This is a genomic window from Aestuariivivens sediminis (assembly GCF_022662105.1).
Taxonomy (GTDB): domain Bacteria; phylum Bacteroidota; class Bacteroidia; order Flavobacteriales; family Flavobacteriaceae; genus Aestuariivivens; species Aestuariivivens sediminis.
This window is the reverse complement of record NZ_JAKMCP010000003.1, coordinates 771,963-796,392: the sequence shown is the minus strand read 5'-3', so window position 1 is coordinate 796,392 and position 24,430 is coordinate 771,963. Positions and strand designations below refer to the sequence as shown.

Sequence of the window (24,430 nt, the reverse complement as noted above, 5' to 3'; positions counted from 1 at the left end):
GTTTGGTTTGACCTTTAATTAACTTAATCTACAGTAAATGTTTTAAGCAAGCCTTTAGAACTAGCTTTAGGAACTTCGGAGATAAAGGCATAATTTCCGGGATCGAGATCCACTTCGAAATAATGCGTGCTTCCCGGTAAGCCATTATTAACACCACCCAAAAATGTCACACCCGTGGGTGTGGGGGTTATTAATCCTTTAGGGTTCATCCAATCCATCCAGGCTTCCAAGTCCTCTAAATTTGCAGTGTCATCGAGTTTTACCAAATTAACATCATGCCCTACGAAATTCTCGTAAACCGATTGGTCTTTATAATGTACGGAAATGATATGACTCCCTTTTAAAATCTCCCCGGTATAAGTGATACCTTCGGTGCTGGATATTGTAATGTTTATATCGGATTCTGGTGGTTCATTACCACTGTCTTCTTCCAAAACAAAGAGTTCCTTTACCATTCCCATGGAAACATGGAACATGCCATTAGCCATTTTTACATAACATTCCATGATATGAGGACCAGGTTCTAAATTCACGGTCATAATGGTTTCCCGTTTTGGTGAGATTAAACCGGTCCCGCCTACAAATTTGACTTCTGGAAACCATTTCGGAAGTTCCCCGAAGGCGCCCATGGCCGCATCCATATCTCCTTCCATAATAAATGCCATACCCTTGTCGAATGCAGGCATTACACGGGCTTTAATAGTATCCAAGGTTTTGCCTTCCGGATAATCGTCAAGTAAAATAAAATGGGGTTCGTTGGATTTGTTGATGTATTTAAAGGTATTCCAACCGGATTTTATGGTATCTACAGTTACGAAATCCATAACATTGGTGACCACTTCAATATAATCCTTTTTCTCCTTGTTAATTGTGGCATAATCTTCTTTTTCTTTTTTATCAGATTTACAGCTTATAATTACAATTGCGACGAGAAAGGTTAAAATCTTTAATTTCATAATGTTTGTTTTTTTAGCAGATAATTGGTATCACTTGGGCTTTACCATCATACCAAACATAAAAGTAGTTGTTAGGTAGGAATTCCGGGCATTAAAATCATTTCGGTCAATGATTTACAATCAAGGAAGAATGATTTTAAAAAATGTAATAACCATTAATTCGTTATAAAGATAGAAAAAAAATAATTGAGCCCAAACCAAATTTATCCGTCTAACAAAGGAGGAGGTGTTATAGTTAGTTGAGATTCTATATAGGTCATTATAATCTCTCAAAATAGGTCTCGAGATTACCAAAAACATATTTTAATCTCTCAAAATAGGTCTCGAGATTACCAAAAACATATTTTAATCTCTCAAAATACTTCTCGAGATTACAAAAAACATATTTTAATCTCTCAAAATACTTCTCGAGATTACAATCTTCTGGATTTCAGAGGTGCCTTCATATATTTGAGTGATTTTAGCATCCCTCATGAGCCGCTCTACATGATAGTCTTTTACAAATCCATTACCACCATGGATTTGTACAGCTTCAACAGAGGTCTCCATAGCAATTTTTGAGGCATAGAGCTTGGCCACGGCACTAGACCTGTCGTAATCATGACCATTGTCTTTATCTTTTGCGGCTTTAAAGACCAATAATCTAGCCGCTTCAATAGCGGTATACATGTCAGCCAATTTGAATGCAATGGCTTGATGATTGCAGATTTCGGTACCAAATGCTTTACGTTCTTTAGAATATTTTAAGGCCAATTCGTAGGCACCTTGGGCAATGCCCAAGGCTTGAGATGCAATGCCGATACGTCCTCCGGATAGGGTTTTCATGGCAAACCTAAATCCGGAACCATTTGGTCCAATTCTATTTTCTTTAGGGATTTTTACATCATTAAATTGGAGCGTATGAGTGTCACTGCCGCGAATGCCTAACTTGTCTTCCTTGGGACCTACATGAAATCCTTCTGTACCGCTTTCCACAATAAAAGCATTAATGCCATGAGAACCTTTATCCCGATCTGTTTGAGCGATTACGATATATACATCGGCCCTTCCGCCATTGGTTATCCAGTTTTTAGTCCCATTAATAATATAATGGTCACCATTATCAATGGCCATGGTCTTTTGCGAGGTGGCATCGCTTCCAGCTTCGGGTTCACTCAAACAAAAAGCACCTATATATTCACCGGTGGACAGTTTGGTGAGGTATTTTTGCTTTTGTTCTTCACTCCCATAAGCTTCAAGTCCATAACAAACGAGAGAGTTGTTAACGGAAACAATGACTGAGGCTGAAGCATCTACTTTCGACAATTCTTCCATAATAAGAACATAGGAAATGGTATCCATACCACTACCTCCATATTGAGGGTCTACCATGATGCCCATAAATCCAAGTTGCCCCATTTTTTTAACTAATTCATCAGGGAAATGTTGTTTATTGTCACGTTCAATAACCCCTGATAACAATTCCGTTTGGGCGAAATCACGAGCAGCATCGCGAATCATCATATGTTCTTCTGAAAGATGGAAATCCATAACGCATTAAAATTATTAATATGATAAAATATACTAGCAAATATACTATTTTAATGCGTTTTTTTTAATAAAATTTGCTAGTTTTACTTAATATGATAAAACCTGTATACCATGTTATTGGAGTTATGTCGGGGACGTCTTTGGACGGTATCGATTTAGTTTATGTTAAGTTCGATATGAACAACAACTGCAATTTTGATATCATTCATGCCCAAACGGTAAGCTATGATAAGCTATGGCATGATAAATTAGTAGATTTAGTCTCTTATGATCTGGAACAGTTAAGACAAATTGACAAGGAATACACTTATTTATTGGCTAAAACCATAGAAGAATTTATTGATAAGTATACGATAACATCCATTGATGCCATATGCTCCCATGGACACACCGCTTTACATAGACCGGAAGAAAAATTGACTTATCAAATTGGAAATTTACCCACCCTTTCAAAGGTATTGAAAAAAACAGTGGTCTGTGATTTTAGGGTTGGAGATGTCGAATTGGGAGGAGAGGGTGCTCCGCTGGTGCCCATTGGGGATAAACTCTTATTTTCTGATTATGATTATTGTTTAAATCTTGGAGGATTTGCCAATATATCTACGGATGTAAACAAAAGCAGGATAGCATATGATATATGTCCGGTGAATATTGTATTAAATCACTATGTAAAAAGGTTAGGTCAAGAATTTGATGATAAGGGTAATATAGCCTCTAAAGGAATTTTAAATACCGAATTGTTAACGCAGTTAAATCACCTCGAATTTTATAAACAATTGTACCCAAAATCTTTAGGATTGGAATGGGTTGTGTCTCATGTTTTTCCTTTAATTGATGCTTTTAAGTTGGGCGTTAAAGATGTTTTAAAAACCTTTTGTGAGCATATAGCCATGCAGATATCTAATGAAATCAATGAAGTAAACCAATCTTCAATTTTAGTAACAGGTGGAGGCGTGTATAACACGTACTTGATGGACAGGATTAAAAATTATTCAAACGGAAAAATTGTTATTCCTTCCCAGTACATCATTGAATTTAAGGAAGCACTGATCTTTGCTCTACTTGGTGTCCTTAGGCTGAGAAATGAAGTCAACTGCCTAAAAAGTGTTACAGGAGCTAGCAAGAACCACAGTTCCGGTCGCATATTTCACCCATAAAATTGGGATTAATTTAATCTTTAAAACTTTAGTTTTCTATATTTGTTACTTTATAATTCAAAATTCATTTTTAGTATGACCCAACTTTAGCTACACTCCATATTCTCGAATTTGACATTAAATTTAAGCTAAACCAAGATTTAACACCTAACTAGAAATGAAGGAATTATTAAAAAAATATGAAAAAAAACCTCCCGAAATTGTTTTTAATTGGAAAGATGCTGAAACTGAAGCCGAAGGGTGGGTTGTTATTAATTCCCTTCGAGGTGGTGCGGCAGGAGGCGGTACGCGCATGCGTGAGGGATTGGATATGAATGAGGTGCTTTCTTTGGCCAAAACAATGGAAATAAAGTTTACCGTGTCCGGACCTCCGATTGGCGGTGCGAAATCCGGTATCAATTTTAATCCCAAGGATCCTCGAAAAAAAGGAGTACTCGAACGATGGTATGCAGTGGTATCTCCATTACTGAAGAGTTATTATGGAACGGGTGGGGATCTAAACGTTGACGAAACCCATGAGGTGATTCCAATTACCGAGGAAAGCGGTGTTTGGCATCCACAAGAGGGTGTTTTTAATGGGTATTTCAAACCAACTGAAGCCGATAAAATTAACAGAATAGGACAATTGAGACAGGGGGTTATAAAAGTTATAGAAAACCCACTTTATTCACCCGATGTCACAAGAAAATATACCATTGCCGATATGATAACGGGTTTTGGAGTAGCTGAGGCTGTAAAGCAGTATTATAACATTTATGGTGGTACCGTGAAAGGTAAACGAGCTGTGGTTCAAGGCTTTGGTAATGTTGGTGCGGCGGCAGCTTTTTATTTATCACAAATGGGAGCTAAAATTGTTGGCATCATTGATAGCGTTGGAGGGCTAATTAATGTGGAAGGATTTTCATTTGAAGATATCAGTAACTTGTTTCTTGCGAAAAAAGGTAATACATTAGAGAGCGATATTTTAATTCCGTTTGAAGAGATAAATGAGGAAATTTGGTCAATTAAAACTGAAATATTTGCCCCTTGCGCCGCTTCAAGATTAATTACCATTCATCAAATTGATGAAATGATAGATAGTGGTTTGGAAGTGATATCCTGTGGAGCGAATGTACCATTTGCGGACAAGGAAATTTTTTTTGGACCCATAATGGAACATACGGACTACAAGGTGAGTTTGATTCCAGATTTTATTTCCAATTGTGGGATGGCACGGGTATTTGCCTATTTTATGGAACGTAGGGTGCAGATGACTGATGAAGCCATTTTTAATGATACCTCAAATAGAATTAGACAGGCATTAGAAAAAGTATACAATAAAAATAAATCTAAACAAGGACTTAGTGCAACAGCTTTTGAAATAGCACTTAGTCAATTAATTTAAAGAGCATATGGAAGCAGCAATTATTTTGGTATTCGCCATGGGGTATTTAGCCATAACCTTAGAACATAGTTTAAGAATAGACAAGCTGATTCCAGCTTTGATAATGATGGCTCTATGTTGGGCATTAATAGCCTTTGGATTAGATAGTTTTGCACAATGGTTCGATTCCGGTGAGCATAATTTGTTGGAAAGTTTTGGATTGATGAACTATCAAGAAAAGATGGACCTTATGGAGGAGACCCTGCTGCATCATTTGGGTAAAACCTCGGAAATACTGGTTTTTCTTTTAGGTGCCATGACGATTGTCGAAATTATTGATTATTTTGATGGGTTTTCTACAATTAAAAGTTTTGTAAAAACAAAGAATAAGGTTAAAATCCTATGGATTTTTTCCATCTTGGCCTTTATTCTTTCTGCCATAATTGACAATCTTACAGCAACGATTGTACTTATTTCCATTTTACAAAAAATAGTTAAAGATAGAGATGTGAGGTTATGGTATGCGGGATTAATAATAATAGCGGCGAATGCCGGGGGAGCCTGGTCTCCAATCGGAGATGTAACGACAACCATGTTATGGATTGGCAAAAAAGTTACCACAGGGCACTTAATAGGCTATCTGTTTTTTCCCTCTTTTTTGTGTATGGCGATACCATCGTTAATCGCTTCTTTTTTACCTGCTTTTAAGGGTGATTTGGAGGTTGATGATACCCAGGAAGTGAGTAAGTCCAAGTTTAGCAGTACCATGCTGTATTTGGGATTGGGGGCGATTGTCTTTGTTCCCATATTTAAAATGATAACCCATTTACCACCATATGTTGGTATGATGCTGTCTTTGGGCGTTGTTGCTGTTTTTGCCGAAATTTATAGTAATTCAAACTTCAGTATGACCCAATTTCATTCAGAAGAAAGTGATGCCCATGCACATCATAGTCCGGTCCATTATTCGTTGTCCAAAATTGAGTTGCCTAGTATATTGTTTTTCTTGGGAATTTTAATGGCCGTAGCCTCTTTGGAATCATTGGGAATATTATTTGATTTTGCCGGCATTTTGCAAGAAACTATGCCCATGTTAGGTACGGAATTGCATTATTCATATGAACCTCAAGGCGGAGTTTCAGATATCGTAGTACTTCTTCTTGGGGTAGCTTCAGCTGTCATTGATAATGTGCCTCTGGTAGCTGCCAGTTTGGGGATGTTTCATGAACCTATAGATAATGAACTTTGGCATTTCATTGCCTATTCAGCGGGTACAGGAGGAAGTATGCTTATCATTGGTTCGGCGGCTGGCGTTGTAGCAATGGGAATGGAAAAAATTAATTTTTTCTGGTACTTACGAAAAATTGCATGGTTGGCCTTGGTAGGATTTCTTGTGGGAGCAGCAGCTTTTATGTTTACCAGAACCTTATTTTAACAAGCAAGATATATTATTATACAATAAAAGATTAGTTGATAAGGACTGATCTTTTTTACTATAAGAAAGTGTGCTTAAATATAGTTGAAAACTATTTTTATTATACTTTAGCAAAAAAAGATACGTTATACAGTTGCAATAATACATTTAATTTATGCTAAATATACTAATACAAAATGCCCAGGTTGGCGAGGTTGTGACAGAGGAAGAATCTGTTGAAAAGTCATTGTCAATTATTGAATTAATAAGTAGCGGTGGTGTTGCCGGTCAGGTCATCATTGCAATATTATTCCTATTGCTTGTTGTGGCAACCTATATTTATTTTGAACGCCTGTTTGCCATAAAAGCGGCATCGAAGGTTGATGCTAACTTTATGAATCAAATTAAGGATTATGTGAGCAATGGCAAAATTGATTCGGCACAGGTGCTGTGTGCACAGATGAATTCTCCGGTATCCCGTTTAATCGGAAAGGGAATAACGCGAATAGGAAAGCCTTTGGCAGATATCAATACCGCTATTGAAAATGCCGGGCGTTTAGAGATTTATGGCTTAGAAAAGAATGTGAGTATTTTGGCAACAATTTCTGGAGCAGCGCCAATGATTGGATTTCTTGGTACCGTAATTGGCATGATTTTGGCCATATTTGAATTGGCCAATTCTGGAGGAACCATAGAAATGGATGTATTGGCAGGTGGATTATACACTGCCATGACCACAACGGTTGCCGGTTTAATTGTGGGTATTGTAGCTTACATGGCCTATAACCATTTGGTGGTAAAAACGGATAAAGTCGTATATCAAATGGAGGCCAATTCGCTAGAGTTTTTGGATCACTTAAACGAGCCTACATAATATGAATTTTAGAGGAAGAAATAAAGTTACACCAGAATTCAATATGTCGTCCATGACGGATATTGTTTTTTTGTTACTTATATTTTTTATGATTGCATCGACCTTGGTTACGACCAATGCCATTGATATTTTATTGCCAAAAGCTAGTGGCAAGACCGAAAATAAGCGTTCCGTGGCGGTAAGTATTAAAAGGGATCTCACCTATTATATTGATCAGCAAAGAGTTGGCGAGAGCGTGTTGGAAAATGAATTGTTAGCCAAACTTGCAGGTCAGGATAAGCCGACCATTGTATTGAGGGCCGAAAAATCTGTGCCTGTTGAAAATGTCGTAAAAGTAATGGACATAGCCAATAGAAATAAATTTAAAGTGATATTGGCCGTTAAACCCAAATAATGAAGTACTTCGAAACGAAACATGAAAGAAATTCTGCAAAATTAACAGCTTTAATAACGATTATTCTTTTGCTGTTATTGTTTGTTGTCGGCACCACTTACATGGACCCTCCCGAAGAATATGGAGTTGCTGTAAATTTTGGAACTACCGATTTTGGTCGAGGTACCGTTCAACCGAAGCAACCGGTTAAGTCAGAACAAAACAACATACCGGAACCATCCCAACCCGAAGTATCCCCATCACAACCGGCACCATCAGCTGAATCCCAGGAGGATGTGTTAACCCAGGAAAATGAAGAGGCGATAGCCCTTAAAAAACAAAAAGAGGCCGAAGCCAGGGCTAAAGCAATAGCAGAGGCTAAGGCAAAAGCTGAAGCAGAGCGGATAGCTCAGGAAAAAAGAGAACAGGAAGAGAAGAAGAAAAAACTGGATGCACTTATTGGCGGTGTTAGCAAATCGGAAGGGTCGGAAGTTGGTAGTGAAGGTAATGATACTAAAACCGGTGATAAAGGCCAACTGGATGGAGATCCATATGCACCAAGTTATTTCGGTGGTCAAGGTAGTGGCAGTGGCGGTGTTGGATATGGATTGAATGGCCGTGGCCGTGCATCATACCAAACTATGAAACAGGACTGCAACGAATCGGGAATGGTTATCGTTAAAATTGTTGTGAACCAAAATGGAAATGTTGTTGAAGCCCTGCCTGGTGTTCGAGGGACCACAAACACAGCTCAATGCCTTTTGGAACCAGCTCAGAAAATAGCGTTATCTCACAAATGGCCTGCAGACCCCAAAGCACCAACAAGACAGATTGGATTTGTGAGCGTTAATTTCAAATTAAGCCAGTAGTTTAAAATGACCTATAAACAGACGGTTGATTGGATGTTCTCGCAACTTCCAATGTATCAACGCCAGGGGCCATCGGCTTTAAAAAAAGATTTATCTAATACCCTTAAACTCTCTCAGCATTTAAATTTTCCAGAACGCCACTTTAAATCAGTTCATGTAGCCGGAACCAATGGCAAAGGTTCCACCAGCCATATGATCGCTTCGGTTTTACAGGAGGCCGGATATCATGTGGGACTGTATACATCTCCCCATTTAAAAGATTTCAGGGAACGTATTAAAATTAATGGAGTACCCGTTAGTCGGCAATTTGTTGTCGATTTTATAAAGCAAAATCAATCTTTTTTAGAAGTTAACCAGCTGTCTTTTTTCGAAATGACCGTAGGCATGGCCTTCGATTATTTTTCGAAGCACAGCGTAGATATAGCTATTGTTGAAGTTGGTTTAGGAGGACGATTGGATTCTACTAATGTTATTTTACCTGAAATTTCCATAATCACCAATATTGGCCTGGAACACACCCAGTTTTTAGGAAATACATTAGAGGAAATTGCACATGAAAAAGGAGGTATTATAAAACCCAATACCACTGTGGTAATTGGTGAAACCCAAACGGAAACCCAACCTGTTTTTGAGCGTTTGGCGGTTAAACTGAATTCCAAAATAGTATTTGCAGACCAGGAAATTAAAAGGACGTTAAAGAGTGATTTAAAAGGAGCCTATCAAACAAAAAACATAAAGACAGTAATTCAAGCCATTGAAGAACTAAGATTAAAAGGTTTAAAGGTAAGTGATTCGAACCTAAAAGAAGGGCTTAAAAATGTTGTAAGAAATACAAGGTTATTGGGGCGATGGCATGTTTTAAAAAAACGCCCAAAGGTGGTTTGTGATACAGGTCATAATAGGGAAGGATTGATTTATGTGATGCGTCAGATAAAAGATGAATCCTTTGAAAGGTTACATATAGTTTTTGGGGTCGTAAATGATAAAGATATAGGTACCCTTGCAGATATATTGCCGAAGGAGGCCATTTATTATTTTTGTAAACCAAATATTCCAAGAGGTAAAGAGGCTATGACATTGAAGTGCGATCTAGCTGATTATGGTATTTTTGGTGAAGCTTATAATTCCGTAAGCGAAGCGTATAAAGAAGCATTATCCAAAGCGTCTTCGAAGGATTTCATTTTTGTTGGAGGCAGTACATTTGTGGTAGGAGAAATAATTTGAATTTTTACAAAAAAAAGTTTTGCCAATAGAAAAACTGCTTTATATTTGCAGTCCGATTACAAGGGGCGCGTAGCTCAGTTGGTTCAGAGCACTTGGTTTACACCCAAGGGGTCAGGGGTTCGAATCCCTTCGCGCCCACGTTTTTAGGAAGGCTATTCATTGACGATGTGAGTGGCTTTTTTTATTTATGGTACATAGGTTTACATCTGGTATTGAGGTTAACGGGTTAGGTGTTAATTCGGGGTAACAAATGATGTGGAGTGTATAAGCGCTGTAAAAAGGCTTATTACGGAGCCTCCTTATTTGTAAAGGGCATAAGGGTAGGAATGTCTCAGGAATCATTAAATCTGGAACATCTCGGTGCCATTGGTGTCGTTGTTTTTTATTTTTAAGGCATTATTTTTTTTTATAGATTTACGCTATAATTGGGGTTTTACTCAGTTTTGAGCCGTAGAATTTATAATGGAGTGTTAGCTCAGTTGGTTTAGAGCATCACCTTGACAGGGTGGGGGTCATTGGTTCGAATCCAATACACTTCACTAGTTTAGGAGGGGTTGGGTAGATGTCCTCAAGGGACTATTCAAATTCCTTTAAGCTAAATAAAATACTTTTCATTATTAGACCCAGTGTTCGAGATATCCCTTGGAATGGTGTTTAGAATTTACATAAATTTGAACTTATGTGGTTAGTAATTCGTTTGTTCAATACTCAATTTATTTTAATGATTTAACTTCTTTTATATTGAGAGTAGAATAAAGGATTGCCATAACTAAAACTTTTGAGAGAAAGGTAAGTTTAGTTATGGCAAAAAAAGGACATCACTACAACACTTCGATATTGATATTATATCGTTTAATTATTAAAATGTACTCTTGGATCATTACATGTAACCTATCGATAACCTTATTACTTCATTTTTATGAGTTTAAGAATTTTAAAAATAATTACATCTAGATCCACAATTCTTGTAATTTCATCTAAAAAAGTGAAACGGATTTAAACATTTTCTTGAATCTTATTGGACTATTCAAATATCGTGATGCCATAAATATTTTTTTTAAAATAGATTTCATGAGACAGATCACGCTTTGTGAAAGCGTTATTAAATAAATTATTATTTATAACTGATTAGCTCATAATTAGTCATCATTAATAAATTGCATTGGTTTAGGCTGAGTCATAGCACTACATATATGAGCTTGTTATCTGCTTCATTTTAAGAGTTCAAAATAGGGTTCGGATTTGTTAACGGTGTCCCAAATTAAATTGTTATTTAGCCAAACTTTTTGAATTTTAACGAAGGTATCCGATCTGTTCATTTCGTTTTTAATGGTATCCGTATCCATTTCGTTCCATTGTATGTATGTCACTGGAATATTTTCAGTTTCGGAATGGTTCAAAAAGACTCTTATCCTGTATTGGTCGTAATACTGATAGATTAAAAAGTGTCTTGGATAATCCAAATTTCCATCATAAACTTCTTCGGTATTGCCATTAATTACATAAAATAATTTTATTTCGGATTCCTTAAACGCATTAGGGTTTTCAGGATTGAGCAAATCATTGCCTTCACTATCCTTTATGCCAAATTCAAAACTCACATCAAGACTAAATTGCCCACCCTCATCTGAACTGCAATTAAAAAGTGCTATTAGAGCTATAATGGATATTAAAGTTTTCATAAAACATCATTTTTTAAGGATTTATATTATATATCATTTTTACCTCATAATTATAAGAACTGTCTCCCGGGTTGAAATTGTTAAAAGCATACCATCCATTTTCATTACCTCCCCAACCCCAATTCATATGAAAATACAAATAGCCGATGGATCCTATTAAATTACCGTAATCATCAAACATACAAATTTTGTTTCTTCTAAAACCATCACAGACCCACATATGGCCATGCGCATAATTATGGAATATCCACCACCCCTCATCTTTTCCGCCACTGAGAATTACGGGTCTATTCCATCGCAACTGTTGTTTTACGGTTTCATGGTCATAATTACTTCTAATAGCGGAGGAATAACCAAAATGGTCTGTAAAAATACTGGCCGTATCATAGTCTGTACTAACACCGGTTCCATCGCAATCGTAATTGATGGCAGATACCTCAACACCCTGAAAGTTAACGGTTATCGCATCGTGTATGTCTTTAATAAATGCTGCAGTCGTCGTTGTTCCAAAACTGTTGGCCATATCTGACCAATTATAACTAATGGGATGATTATAAAACTTCATAACTTGGGCAATGGCAATAGGGACACATCCAGCATAGGCTCTTTGGTTGTAGTAACATCCGGCTGTGCAATCTAAAATGGGCATGTAATCATTATAGCTACAAGTTTGGTTCCAAGTCGTTGTTAATAAAGGGTCAACTTGTTCAAATTCGTCCTCACAAGTGTTAATGGGATCTAATGGGTCTTCGGTCTTTAGAAGAGTGACATCAGTTTCGTTCTCTTCCATTAGCTTGTTCCAGGCCATTTGCACGGCCTTCGATTGTTTCTCATTATTCTGTCTTACCGCTTTGACCTTTTCTTTGACTTGAGAAAGCCATCCAACAAGTCCTGACGGATAAGTGTCGGCATCCGTTCTAAATTCATTGCTATTTGAATATGCTAAAATGGGAGCAATCCGGCTATCAGCTGATAAAATTAAAAAGCCATCACTGTCGTAATTGATGATATAAAATACGATATTATTATTTTCATCCTTAACAGGTAATAGTTCCTTGATCTGAGATTTTACTTTTGAAGAAGTTCCTTTTGCAAGCAAGGTTATTGAATTGGAGCCAATAGACATATTTTCCGCTATTGCTAGAGCCAATGTTTCTTGTACCATAAATGGAACTTCTTGTTGAAGATTGTTAAAAATGTGTTCATCATCATGGCATGAATTCAGCGCCAATGTCAGGATCAGTAGGCTTGTTAACCATTTCATGTTTTTAAAGTGTTTCATAATAGTTTATTATTTAGTTAATTGATGGTTTGTAATTTTAAGTACTCGTTTTGTTAGGTTTAGGCCTCACGCAAGAAGGCTAATTGGTTTTGAACCCCGTGCTAATTCAACTCAAATGAGGTAGTGAAAAACAAATATTTGAACGAAAACGATTAGGGCTATAAGGCATTAACCAAAACTCCAGTATGATTTCTCCTGTTGCTTTTAAACAAATGTTCAAGGGGATATCGCGACATAACTTTGCGAGTTGAATAATTTGCTGCTTCACCATAGGTAAATGGATTATGATTATCTATCCATAGGGACTACCATATTCATAGGATTGATGAACAAAAAGCGTGGGCGTTTGAAAAATAGCTTTAATTCCATCTTCAATTCTCTTTTGGTAATCTGCAATTGTTTTGGATTTATTTTTAATTGATATAGGGTTGTTGATTTCCATGTTGATATGATAATTGGGGTTATAAAATGCTTAGCTTATTTTAAATTATCCTTTAGTTTCTGGGATAACTCCTTGTATTCGGTAGCAGTTTCTATAATAGAATTAAAAATGATCAGATTTTTTGAGATACCGCATTTGGTATTTCTTACGGATTGCGAATCGACCTCGATGTGATTTGCTCTTAGCTTACCTATTACTATGGCAGTGTATTCTTTTGGGAGGTGGTTTGTGAGTAAATCTTTTAAGGCTTTTCTTTCCTGAGGATCTTGGACATCATAAAATTTATATAATTTATTTAAATTTGTCATAACTTGTTTAGATTTGTATAGATTTGATTATGCTTACACAGTTTGATGAATTTACATACAAATATATATAAATAATTAAATAATATCAAAATAATATACCTATAAGTATAAAAATAGTGTTGAAATATGGTATTTGAAGAAAAATTGAAGCAATTAATTAAAAGTAAATACAACAGGTTGGGAGATTTGGCGGTGAAGTTTGATATGAATTATTCCCAATTGTCCCAATATGTTAACGGCAAAAAAATATCCATAGATTTTTTGAAGAAGATCATTCAGGAATTTCCGGAGGTTGACCTTAATTGGTTGCTAAGGGATGATGATCAATGGACCGAAAGGGCCGTTAATGAGTTTTCCGAAGAGTATAAGACGGTTATGAATAATGAACAGATCATTGTTAAAATGGAGAGGTTGCTTCAGGAACTTAAAAATCAATTACCGGAAAATAAGTGAGATGGATCTTCCAGAGTACCTCTGTTTGCGACATTCCATCGTGCATTGTGAATAGGTACCTTTTCCTTTAATTATACCGTACCATTAGCCGTTTAACATTGTAAAACTGTAGTTAAGGCTGACTTTTTTTTTTATGACTTATAGAATTCTTATTTTTCTTTCGTCATAATATAAACAAATTACACTCTTTACCTCAATATAACTCGACCTATGCAAATTACAGATATCAAAAGCAGATATGAAGCCATTTTTGAATCTTTTGGAAGTCCTTCGTTAGATGAGCATATCAACAAAATAATAGAATTGGACTATTTTCTGCCTTACTCATCAACTTTTTTTTGTATTACCAATACACAAGATTTAACTTTTCAATATGTGAGTAAAAATGCAAAAGCATGTTTAGGTATTGACGCCAAGAAATTGCACTCAAAAGGAATGCGCTATTTTTGGAGCCGAATTCATCCGGATGATATCGATAAATGGTTAAAGGCACTTAATGATCTTATGGGGTTTACCCTCTCGGAGATTCCAATATCGGATAGAAACAGAATGAACTATACCTGGAACTACAGATTTATGAATAGTAAGGACGAATATGTTAATATAATACAAAATACAACGCCTTTGGATTTTGATAATAATATGAAACCCATAATTGGGTTGGCTCATTATACGGTATTGCATTCCAAAATAACCTTACCCGTATCAGCTTCCGCTAAATTTTTAAATGCTAAAAATGAATATGAAACGAAGTATTACAGTAATTTTTCCCAGAAGTTACTCATGGATGGTATTAGCAATAGAGAACGAGATATTGTTAGGTTATTAGTGTTAAATTATAGCAGTAAGGACATTGCGGATAAATTGAATATTAGTCCTAACACCGTTGATACGCATCGAAGAAATATTCTTAAAAAACTTAATATTTCGTCAACCGGGGAACTCATAGGCTTATTGAAAATGAATGCCCATTGGATTTAAATCTGCGGAAAATTACTCAATTTGAGTATTGTAGGGTATGTCTAAAAGTTGGATCTTGAGCCTGCTATTAATTAGTACTTAGGGAGAATTATTTTAAGTGTCTGTGGATTTTAAATGCACAGGCACTTTTTATTTATCCCCATGACACATTCGTGCAGATCATTAATAGAAATGGATCTTTTAGTGCAGGACTTTTATTGGAATGGAATTCGAAAACGGTAATTATGAACTCAGGTTTATGTCAACCATTATAGAAAAAATATATAATAATGGAGGAATCCGATAGGTTTTATGAAACGCATTGGTAAAGTGAAATGGTAGATTGGAGTAAATCCCATTGGCATATAAATACCACTTCAATAGATAAAAGTAGCACCATGATGGCCCCGGTTCGATTGGACATTAATTTTGGAAAAGGTTTAAAACCCGCTCTAAAGCCATACCCCTAGACCCTTTGATTAAGAGGGTGGATTGTCCAATTGATGAGGGATGAAATTGATTCAAAAATTCTTCAAAGGAAAGGTAGCTGGTTATGTTTTGATTCGAAAGGATGGTTTTGCTAAAATTTTCGCCAATTAAAATGATCCGGTCTAAATGTAAAGAAGTCGCTAAATCCGCAATCATTTGATGCTCCATTTCTGCATAATCCCCAAGTTCAAGCATGTCACCAAGAATGGCTATTTTTTTACCTGATTGTTTTTCTAAATTCAATAAGGCTTCACGCATACTGGTGGGGTTGGCATTATAGGCATCTAAAATAATACGACTGCTTCCTTTTTTAATAATTTGTGAACGGTTGTTATTCGGAACATATTGTTCAATAGCTAATTTTATCTTTTGGTCCTCGACCTTGAAATAATGCCCAATAGCAATGGCTGCTGCAATATTAGTGAAATTGTATCCACCAATCATTTGACTGCTAATTTCCAAGGCGTTATACCTTAGTTTAACAAAGGGATTGGCACTGGTAAATTCGATGTTCACCTTTTGGTTAGAGGATCCAAAGGTGACAATGCTACCATTTTTGGTTTTATCAATTTGAATGGGATCATTGGCATTAACAAAAATGGTTTTTCCATTGGCTATTAAATATTCATAGAGTTCACTTTTCCCCTTAATAACACCTTCAACACCTCCAAAACCCTCCAGGTGAGCCTTGCCAAAATTAGTAATATATCCAAAATCCGGTTGACAAATACTGCATAAAAACGCTATTTCTCCTTGGTGATTGGCACCCATTTCAACGATACCTATGTCTGTATCCATTGCCATGGAAAGTAAGGTTAATGGAACACCAATATGATTATTTAAGTTACCCGAAGTTGCAGTTGTGGTATACTTTTTAGATAATACGGCATTAATGAGTTCTTTAGTTGTTGTTTTTCCATTACTGCCGGTTAAGGCTATAATTGGTGTTTTTAGATATTGCCTGTGAAAAGAAGCTAGTTCTTGCAAAGTTTCAAGAACGTCTTTAACAATTATTGTTTTTTCGTTTAATGCATATTGTGGGTCATCTATGATCGCATATTTGGCACCCAGTTCAAAGGCTTTTTTTGCATATTCATTTCCATTGAAATGTTCTCCTTTTAGGGCAAAAAACATATCTCTTTCAACAATTTTGCGGGTATCTGTACAGGCCGAACGACTCTGAAGAAATAGGGAATGAAGTTGAGCTATTTTCAATGGATGAATTTCTGATTAAAATTGAAACTAAATGTAACAAAAAAGTCCTAACCGGAGCTAGGACTTTTAAGTATTTGAAATCAAATTAATTTTTCGTTTTGTTTTTTCTTTTCGTTTTGGAGCCGACTCTGGACATAGCACATCTAAAACCAATATAGTCCGTTGCCATATCTTCCGGGTAGTAGCGTCTTTGTGCCGGATCTAACCAGTATTCTCTATCTTTCCAAGAGCCACCTTTATAGACCCTAACATGATCATTAATTAAAGATGTTCTGGTATTGCTTTTATCGTATTCTCTAATTAAATTTCCTAAAGAATCACGCTCTATACGATGCTTTGGTGAATTGTACATTTGTCGCGTAGCGGATTCGGCACTACCTTCTTCTTCAAATTCATTGAAGCTTTCAAAGTAACGTGAAGATCGTTTGTCTCCATCTCTAAAATTAATTTCGTTACTCTTATCAAAGTTAGTTCTTAAATACGTTTCTTCTTGGTCCACGGGAACTTGTAAAATTTCGCCAGGTAAGTTTCTCGCGACAAGTTTACCGGTTGAAAGGGTATCATAAACGATGTCTTCCGGGGTTACAACTTTTACCATACCTTCTTCATCAATGGCATTTTTGGTATAAACGTTTCCTCTGAAATAATTAAAATCGTTGAATTCATCATCTACAATAGGTCGGTAAACATCAGCAACCCATTCCGCCACGTTACCGGCCATGTCATAAAGGCCATAATCATTAGGATCATAAGATTTCACTTCATTGGTAATATCGGCACCATCATCAGACCAACCTGCAATTCCACCATAATCTCCTTTTCCTTGTTTAAAGTTAGCTAATTGGTCGCCTCGTATTCTGCGTTTTCCGGCACGCGTATATTGTCCGTCCCATGGATATTTTTTACGCCCTCTATAGACGTTATAGCTTCTAATTTCACTTAATCCAAGAGCAGCATATTCCCATTCTGCTTCAGTTGGAAGTCTATATTTTAAAGGAATGATACCGGATTCTCTTTTAGCAAAAATATTTACGGGATTACCGTCGGCATCCAATTGGGCATTTCTGTTTCTTCCACTTTCTGGATTAATCACTTCTTCATTGCCGCCATAAGTCATTGTTGGGGCATTGATATAGGTGTCAATGTTAAAGGTCGCATCGGCCGAAACATCTGTAAGGTGAGACCCTCGTTTAGTATATCCGGCTTTTTGTAAAGCCATTTCACCTACACGATCCGATCTCCAGTTGGCGAACTCCACGGCCTGGATCCAACTAACACCCACAACCGGATATTCTGCATAACCTGGATGGCGTAAGTAGTTTTCGGTCATAATTTCATTAAAACCTAATCGATTTCTCCATACCAAGGTGTCTGGTAAAGCACCATGATAAATGGCTCGAAAGTTTTCATCAGTTGGAGGGTAAACGCGTTTTATCCAATCCAGATACTCCAGGTACATCACATTAGTAACCTCGGTTTCATCCATATAAAAGGATTGCACGTGTTGTTGATTTGGGGTGTTGTTCCAATCATGCATGACATCGTCCTGTACACGTCCCATGGTAAAGGTACCCCCTTCAATAAAGACTAATCCCGGCGCTGTTTCTTGCTCTTCAAAGCGTGTATTGTATTGAAATCCACCTTCACGATCATTGATTTGCCATCCTGTAGCTCTGGAAGTGTTCTTGGAACTCGTAGACTTTTTACAGCTAATCGCTGCTAAAGACAACCCCAGTATCAGCAGAGTTTTGAACGTTATTACTTTTTTCATATCCATATCTTTAAGTAAGCTAATTATATTTTTGGTGCTGCAATATAAGAATTAAACCGAAGATTGCAAGCGTTTTTTGCTATTTTGACTAAAAAAATGTGTATTTCACCTTATTTTTTATGCATTTCATCGATGTTTTTGTTAGTTTTTGGCATCGTTTTACGCTGTATTAACGCGTGTTTTACAAATTTATTATTGTATTTTTGATGCGATTATAAAAATTTATGTTTTTTAATAATAACGCTTTGCTAATAACGTTATTCTTGCAATGAAAGAGAATTTTTTGATTTTATTATTTTGTTTATCCGGGATAGTCTTTGCGCAACAAATGCAATTTTCAATTAAGTGGGAAGGTACTCAAAAGATGTCTACAAGCTCTTCCAGCATCGAAATACCTTCTTTTAGTAAGAAAAATTTAAGTTTCGACTTTGAATCAGGGTTATGGTTTGTAGCTCAGTGGGAGATTTCTACGGCTATTAATGAATCTTCAGTTATACTGAGTAACATTACCTATGCCGCCATCTCCAAGGGGGAATTAAAAGATTTAGATCCCAGTAAAATAGGAACAAAACTAAATTACAGTTTGAAGAACTCCTATGGTAGAAATACACAATATGCCTTCTTTGAATTGTCTCCAATTATTAAGGATTCCAAGGGCAACTTTAAAAAGATAACTTCATTTCAAGTGGATTACAAGTACGGGGTTAATACTCGTAAAGTGACATCCAATAAAAGTTTTAACACCTCAAGGGCTATAACAAATTCCGTTTTAAGTTCAGGAGAATGGTATCGGTTTTATGTGGATACTACCGGCGTTTTTAGGTTATCCAAAAGTTTTTTACAACGTTTGGGAGTTGATGTTAATAATGTCGATCCGAGAACCATTAAACTTTACGGTAACGGAGGAAGGATGATACCATATGCCAATAATATCCCTTACCCTTTTGACGTTACAGAAAATGCCATAAAGTTTGTAGGCGAGGAAGATGGGATATTTAATAATGAAGATTATATTTTATGCTATGCTGAAGGGCCCAAGTTATTTGACGCCCAAAGCAATACTAACATTAATTGCTATACGGATAAGACGTATTACTATATTAACGTAAGTAACGGTAATGGTAAACGTATTCAACCACTAATTGAACCGGAGGGTGAAGCTTCCATGATTATTGACACTTTTGAAGAGTATCAGTTCTATGAAAAAGATGTCTATAATATAGCGTCTTTGGGAAGAAGATGGTTCGGCGAAAGATTTGACATAGAAAACGAAAAATCTTTTGAATTTGAATTTCCGGATTTGGTTACCACCGTACCTATTCAATTAAGTGTGCATGTTGCCGCAGCTTCTTCATCATCAAGTTCCATGGAGATAAGTGTAAACGGCACTTCGATTTCCAATTTGAATATGGCCGGTTCTTCCGAGACAAACTTGGCCAATGGTGCTCAATTCAATGGTCCTGTAAATGTAAGTAGCTCTAACGTCATTATCAATGTGAAATTCAATAATCAAGGGAATCCAAGTGCTTTGGGGTATTTGGATTACATTTCCATAGAAGCCACTCGTGGGCTACAATTCAATGGAAAACAGTTTCAGTTTAAAAACAGCAACGTTATCTCTGCATCAGGGATCGGACAATATACAATATCCAATGCCTCGCAAGTTTCAGAAATTTGGGAAGTCACCGATAATTATAATGTTTTGAGTCTTGAACATAGTGAGTCGGCTTCTGTATTAAGCTTTAAATCTAACTTGGGAACTTTAAAAACTTATGTTGCCGTAACGCCACAAGATTACTTTGAACCCAAGATAGACGGAAACACTTCAATACCAAATCAAAACATTAAAGGTACTATTTTCAATAATGCTCAAGGTGATTTTCAGGATGTAGATTATATCATTATTGCTCGCAATGACATGCTAGCTCAAGCCGAACGATTGGCCAACATTAACAGAAGCACTTATGGGTTAAATGTAAAGGCTATTGGTTTAAATGAGGTTTATAACGAGTTTAGTTCAGGAAACCAGGATGTGGGAGCGATTAGAAATCTTGTAAAATATGTGTATGACAATGCCAGTACACCAGAAAAAAGAATAAAATATTTGTGTTTGTTTGGTGATGGATCTTATGACTATAAAGACCGAATTAGTAACAATACCAATGTTGTACCATCCTGGTACTCCTTAAATAGTTTTAATCTTACCAGTTCTTATGTGTCCGATGATTTTTATGGTATGATGGACGATAATGAAGGGATGATGTCCAATAGTGATAAATTGGATATTGCTGTAGGTCGTATTCTGGCCGATACACCGCAACGTGCCAAAGAAATGGTAGATAAAATAGAACTGTATTATTCTAAAGAGGCCTTTGGAAGTTGGAGAAATAATTTTATCGCGGTTTCAGATGATGTGGATCAAGATTGGGAAGGTATTCTGCAACAAACAACCAATGATTTAGGGGATATGGTTGCATCCGAAAAACCATATATAAACGTGGTGAAAATCCATAGCGATGCCTTTAAGCAAGAAGTTTCGTCAGGAGGTGAGCGATACCCGTTGGTGACCGAAGCTTTAGTTAATGGTATTAACAAAGGGGCTTTAGTAGTTAATTATTTTGGACATGGAGGTGAGGATGGGTTAGCAGGAGAACGAATTTTTCTTAAACCTGATATTGAAGCACTTCAAAACCTCTGTAAGCTAAATTGTTTTGTAACAGTAACTTGTGAATTCACAAAGTTTGATAACCCCTTACGTGAGACTGCAGGAGAGTTAACCTATTGGAATAAGGAAGCTGGAGCCATCGGGTTAATTACTACTACACGTCAGGTATTTGTGATTTTTGGTACAGACATTAACAATGTTCTGGAGCAATACTTGTTTTCTTTTAGTGATAATGATAATTACAGTGACTATGAATACCCGACGGCAGCAGAGGCTTTGCGTTTAACCAAAAACGACCCGGCCATATCGAATCAAGGGCAAAGACGATTGGTGTTTTATATTGGCGATCCGGCCATGAAGTTAACCTTTCCCAAACCCAACATCAGACTAACAAAAATTAATGACACGCCCATAACTCAGGCAACAGATACACTAAAAGCATTAAGTTATATTAAACTTGCTGGGGAGGTAACCGATATCAATGGTAACCTTCTAACCAACTATAATGGAACTCTGTCTACAACGATTTATGACAAATATATTGATAGGCAGACCTTGGCCAACGATAATACAAGAGATTCTGACAATCAACTGATAAAACTCGATTTTACAACTTTAGGAGTGGCCATTTTCAGGGGGCAAGCATCCATTCAAAATGGACAATTTGAATTTGATTTTGTAGTTCCCAGAGATGTTGGTATTCCTGTAGGCTATGGTAAATTGAGTTTTTATGCTAAAAACGAATCATCAACAGAGGATCAAACCGGAGCCAGTATAAATGAAGTTAGAATTGGAGGTCTAAATGAAAATGCGGAGGAAGATAATACGGGACCAATTATCACTCTGTACATGAACGATGAAAATTTTGTTTCGGGCGGAATAACAAATGAATCACCTACATTGTTGGCAAAATTGGAGGATTCGAACGGCATTAATACCGCAAGTGGAATAGGGCATGATATTGTGGCTATAATTGACGGTGACGAAACAAACCCTTATGTATTAAACGATTATTATCAAACCGAGTTAGATAATTACCAAAAAGGTGTAGTTAGTTTTCCTTTCAGAGATTTAGAACCGGGATTACATACCTTAACTTTAAAAGCTTGGGACGTGTACAATAATTCCGCAATTGCGGAGATTCAATTTATTGTTTTTGACAAAGATCAAGAATTGGTCATCAATAATGTATTAAATTACCCCAATCCCTTTGTAAATTACACAGAATTTTGGTTTAATCACAATAGTTCGGCTCCTTTGGACGTTTCAATACAGATATTTACGGTGTCTGGTAAATTGGTAAAGACTATAAATGGTCAAACTAATGCGGGATCAAAGGTAACAAGCTCCTTGTCCAGAGATCTGATTTGGGATGGCCGGGATGACTTTGGTGATAAAATTGGAAAAGGTGTTTATATTTATAAGCTTACGGTTAAGTCGGCACTTTTAAACAAAAAAGTAGAAAAAATCGAAAAACTGGTCATTTTATAACCCCTATCATGAAAGGTAACCGAGTATTTTTGCAGCTTGGGGGTAAAGACTGTAACAGTTTAAAATAAAATTTATATTTGTTAACTAAACTTAATTCATGAAGAATAGATTATTATTTATAATGGTATTTACCATTATTTTAAAATTCGAAGCCCAAACAACAATTATACCTAACGAGAATGATTCCAGAGTCATTACAACGGGAATACCATTTGTTTTAATTGCTCCCGATGCAAGGGCAGCGGCCATGGGGGACATGGGAGTAGCGACATCGGTTGATGCCTTTTCCCAACAATGGAACTCCTCAAAATATGTATTTTCTGAAACAAAATCTGGTATAGCAGTGAGTTATACGCCCTATTTAAGTAAATTAGTTAACGACATCTTTTTAGGAAATATCACTTATTTTAATCGACTTGATGAACGCAGTGCGTTTGCGGCAAGTTTGAAATATTTTTCCTTGGGAGATATTGAATTTGTTCCGGATGAATTTGCTACACCATTAATCCAACGACCAAACGAATTGACTATTGATGCCTCATATGCCCTAAGGTTGAGTGACCAGTTTGCGATGTCTGTGGCTATGCGTTACCTGCGTTCGGATTTAAGATTGCAAGGTGTTGATGGGGATATTACGGCAGCAAGTACTTTTGGCGTGGATATTTCAGGGTATTATCAGAGTGAAGAAGAAGCCTATAATGATTTTAATGGCCGTTGGCGATTAGGATTTGCATTACAAAATATAGGCCCCAAATTTAAGTATGATGAAGGAGGGCAAGAAAATTTCCAACCTACCAACTTAAGATTGGGTGGTGGATTTGATTTTATTTTTGATGATTATAATAAAATCGCTGTTACTGCAGAAGTCACCAAGTTATTAGTACCGACACCTCCCATATTAGGAGATGAATATAACTTCACGGATAATAATGGAAATGGTACATATGAAGAAGATGTGGATGACTTAGGAACCCTTGTACAAGAAGATGTTATTTATGATGGACAGTCGCAAGACGTAAGTTTCTTATCGGGTATTTTCCAGTCTTTTGGAGATGCTCCCGGGGGGTTCAGTGAAGAGTTAAAGGAATTTACTTATGCCCTAGGAGCTGAGTATTTGTATCAAGACTCTTTTGCATTGAGAGCAGGGTATTTTAATGAGGCCGAAGAAAAGGGAGCCAGGAAGTTTTTCGCTCTAGGAGCTGGATTTAAATACAATGTGGTTAATATTGATCTGTCCTATTTGTTTTCAGCGTCAAAAGTGCAAAGCCCCTTAGAGAATACCCTTCGTTTTTCATTAACGTTCAATATTGGTGCCGGAGAATACACAGAATATTAGATCTGTTAGCTAAAGATAATATAAAAACTATTGTTCAGGGAACAATAGTTTTTTGTTTAACTTAGTATCATAACTTTATTACTGCATTATGACGGAAGTTAACATATCATGTGTCATCCAAGTATTTGATAATCTGGATGAGCTTGATCCAGATGTGAAAGATTTAATGCAAAACGCAATAGCTGCCAGGGATATGGCTTATGCGCCCTATTCAAATTTTAAAGTAGGTGCGGCATTGCTTTTGGATAATGGAGAAGTGATATCAGGAAGTAATCAGGAAAATGCATCTTACCCTTCCGGATTGTGCGCCGAGCGCACCGTTATTTATTATGCAGGAGCGAAATACCCTAAATCTAAATTTTTAAGAATGGCCATAACAGCAGCGTCAAAAAAAGGAACCACTCTGGAACCTATTCCGCCATGTGGGGCCTGCAGACAGGCCATAGTTGAATATGAAATTAAACAACATAAACCTATAGAACTATATTTCATGGGAGCATCCGGTAAAGTTATGAAATCCAATTCTGTAGCTAATTTATTGCCTTTGGTTTTTGATAAATCGGTATTATAGTTTAT

General features: G+C 36.5%; 19 protein-coding genes and 2 tRNA genes. 14 read left to right on the top strand and 7 right to left on the bottom strand.

From position 1 onward, the window contains the following. Positions 1-23: 23 nt before the first annotated feature. The gene (locus tag MR054_RS11610; RefSeq protein WP_242157979.1) at positions 24-956 is read right to left on the bottom strand and encodes a hypothetical protein; all 933 of its coding nucleotides are present in this window, start codon (positions 954-956) and stop codon (positions 24-26) included. Positions 957-1,343: 387 nt separating this feature from the next. Then, positions 1,344-2,486, bottom strand: coding sequence for an acyl-CoA dehydrogenase (locus MR054_RS11605; protein WP_242157978.1), 1,143 nt, complete (start codon positions 2,484-2,486; stop codon positions 1,344-1,346). Positions 2,487-2,578: 92 nt separating this feature from the next. On the opposite strand from MR054_RS11605, the gene MR054_RS11600 reads away from it, so the two are divergent. The 9 genes from MR054_RS11600 (at position 2,579) to MR054_RS11560 (ending at position 10,299) form a co-directional block, all read left to right on the top strand. After that, the gene (locus MR054_RS11600; RefSeq protein ID WP_242157977.1) at positions 2,579-3,643 is read left to right on the top strand and encodes an anhydro-N-acetylmuramic acid kinase; all 1,065 of its coding nucleotides are present in this window, start codon (positions 2,579-2,581) and stop codon (positions 3,641-3,643) included. Between the two features lie 157 nt (positions 3,644-3,800). Next, positions 3,801-5,027, top strand: coding sequence for a Glu/Leu/Phe/Val dehydrogenase dimerization domain-containing protein (locus tag MR054_RS11595; RefSeq protein WP_242157976.1), 1,227 nt, complete (start codon positions 3,801-3,803; stop codon positions 5,025-5,027). A gap of 7 nt (positions 5,028-5,034) precedes the next feature. After that, complete coding sequence (gene nhaD / locus MR054_RS11590; RefSeq protein WP_242157975.1) at positions 5,035-6,441, top strand: sodium:proton antiporter NhaD; 1,407 nt, start codon at positions 5,035-5,037, stop codon at positions 6,439-6,441. A 154-nt stretch (positions 6,442-6,595) separates the two neighbouring features. Further along, complete coding sequence (locus MR054_RS11585) at positions 6,596-7,294, top strand: MotA/TolQ/ExbB proton channel family protein (protein WP_242157974.1); 699 nt, start codon at positions 6,596-6,598, stop codon at positions 7,292-7,294. Position 7,295: 1 nt separating this feature from the next. After that, complete coding sequence (locus MR054_RS11580) at positions 7,296-7,688, top strand: ExbD/TolR family protein (RefSeq protein ID WP_242085484.1); 393 nt, start codon at positions 7,296-7,298, stop codon at positions 7,686-7,688. Beyond that, positions 7,688-8,536, top strand: coding sequence for an energy transducer TonB (locus tag MR054_RS11575; RefSeq protein ID WP_242157973.1), 849 nt, complete (start codon positions 7,688-7,690; stop codon positions 8,534-8,536). The genes MR054_RS11580 and MR054_RS11575 overlap by 1 nt, the downstream gene beginning before the upstream one ends. A 6-nt stretch (positions 8,537-8,542) precedes the next feature. Next, positions 8,543-9,760 carry a bifunctional folylpolyglutamate synthase/dihydrofolate synthase gene (locus MR054_RS11570; RefSeq protein WP_242157972.1) on the top strand — a complete coding sequence of 406 codons (1,218 nt, stop codon included), beginning with the start codon at positions 8,543-8,545 and terminating at the stop codon, positions 9,758-9,760. Positions 9,761-9,823: 63 nt separating this feature from the next. After that, a tRNA-Val gene (locus MR054_RS11565) sits at positions 9,824-9,898 on the top strand. A gap of 326 nt (positions 9,899-10,224) precedes the next feature. Further along, positions 10,225-10,299: transfer RNA gene (locus MR054_RS11560), tRNA-Val, on the top strand. Between the two features lie 672 nt (positions 10,300-10,971). Here MR054_RS11560 and MR054_RS11555 read toward each other — a convergent pair. From MR054_RS11555 to MR054_RS11545, 3 genes are all read right to left on the bottom strand, one after another. Beyond that, on the bottom strand, positions 10,972-11,442 hold the full coding sequence (locus tag MR054_RS11555) for a hypothetical protein (RefSeq protein ID WP_242157971.1): 471 nt from the start codon (positions 11,440-11,442) through the stop codon (positions 10,972-10,974). A 13-nt stretch (positions 11,443-11,455) separates the two neighbouring features. Continuing rightward, positions 11,456-12,724 carry a C10 family peptidase gene (locus MR054_RS11550; protein ID WP_242157970.1) on the bottom strand — a complete coding sequence of 423 codons (1,269 nt, stop codon included), beginning with the start codon at positions 12,722-12,724 and terminating at the stop codon, positions 11,456-11,458. Between the two features lie 477 nt (positions 12,725-13,201). Then, positions 13,202-13,474, bottom strand: a complete 273-nt coding sequence (locus tag MR054_RS11545; RefSeq protein WP_242085479.1) for a hypothetical protein — start codon at positions 13,472-13,474, stop codon at positions 13,202-13,204. 126 nt (positions 13,475-13,600) lie between these two features. Here MR054_RS11545 and MR054_RS11540 point away from each other — a divergent pair, with 126 nt between their 5' ends. Further along, entirely contained in the window at positions 13,601-13,927 is a 327-nt protein-coding gene (locus MR054_RS11540; protein WP_242085478.1) for a helix-turn-helix domain-containing protein, read from the top strand. A 210-nt stretch (positions 13,928-14,137) separates the two neighbouring features. Then, a complete protein-coding gene (locus MR054_RS11535; RefSeq protein ID WP_242157969.1) occupies positions 14,138-14,908 on the top strand; it encodes a response regulator transcription factor in 771 nt (256 codons plus the stop codon). A gap of 402 nt (positions 14,909-15,310) precedes the next feature. Here MR054_RS11535 and MR054_RS11530 read toward each other — a convergent pair whose 3' ends face one another. Together MR054_RS11530 and gldJ are read right to left on the bottom strand one after the other, a co-directional pair. Continuing rightward, a complete protein-coding gene (locus tag MR054_RS11530; protein ID WP_242157968.1) occupies positions 15,311-16,591 on the bottom strand; it encodes a UDP-N-acetylmuramoyl-tripeptide--D-alanyl-D-alanine ligase in 1,281 nt (426 codons plus the stop codon). Between the two features lie 85 nt (positions 16,592-16,676). Further along, complete coding sequence (gldJ, locus tag MR054_RS11525; RefSeq protein WP_242085475.1) at positions 16,677-18,368, bottom strand: gliding motility lipoprotein GldJ; 1,692 nt, start codon at positions 18,366-18,368, stop codon at positions 16,677-16,679. Positions 18,369-18,630: 262 nt separating this feature from the next. On the opposite strand from gldJ, the gene porU reads away from it, so the two are divergent. The 3 genes from porU (at position 18,631) to cdd (ending at position 24,425) form a co-directional block, all read left to right on the top strand. Beyond that, entirely contained in the window at positions 18,631-22,518 is a 3,888-nt protein-coding gene (gene porU / locus MR054_RS11520; RefSeq protein WP_242157967.1) for a type IX secretion system sortase PorU, read from the top strand. A gap of 97 nt (positions 22,519-22,615) precedes the next feature. Continuing rightward, on the top strand, positions 22,616-23,854 hold the full coding sequence (gene porV / locus MR054_RS11515; protein ID WP_242085473.1) for a type IX secretion system outer membrane channel protein PorV: 1,239 nt from the start codon (positions 22,616-22,618) through the stop codon (positions 23,852-23,854). A gap of 88 nt (positions 23,855-23,942) precedes the next feature. Further along, positions 23,943-24,425, top strand: a complete 483-nt coding sequence (cdd, locus tag MR054_RS11510; RefSeq protein WP_242085472.1) for a cytidine deaminase — start codon at positions 23,943-23,945, stop codon at positions 24,423-24,425. Positions 24,426-24,430 lie beyond the last annotated feature (5 nt).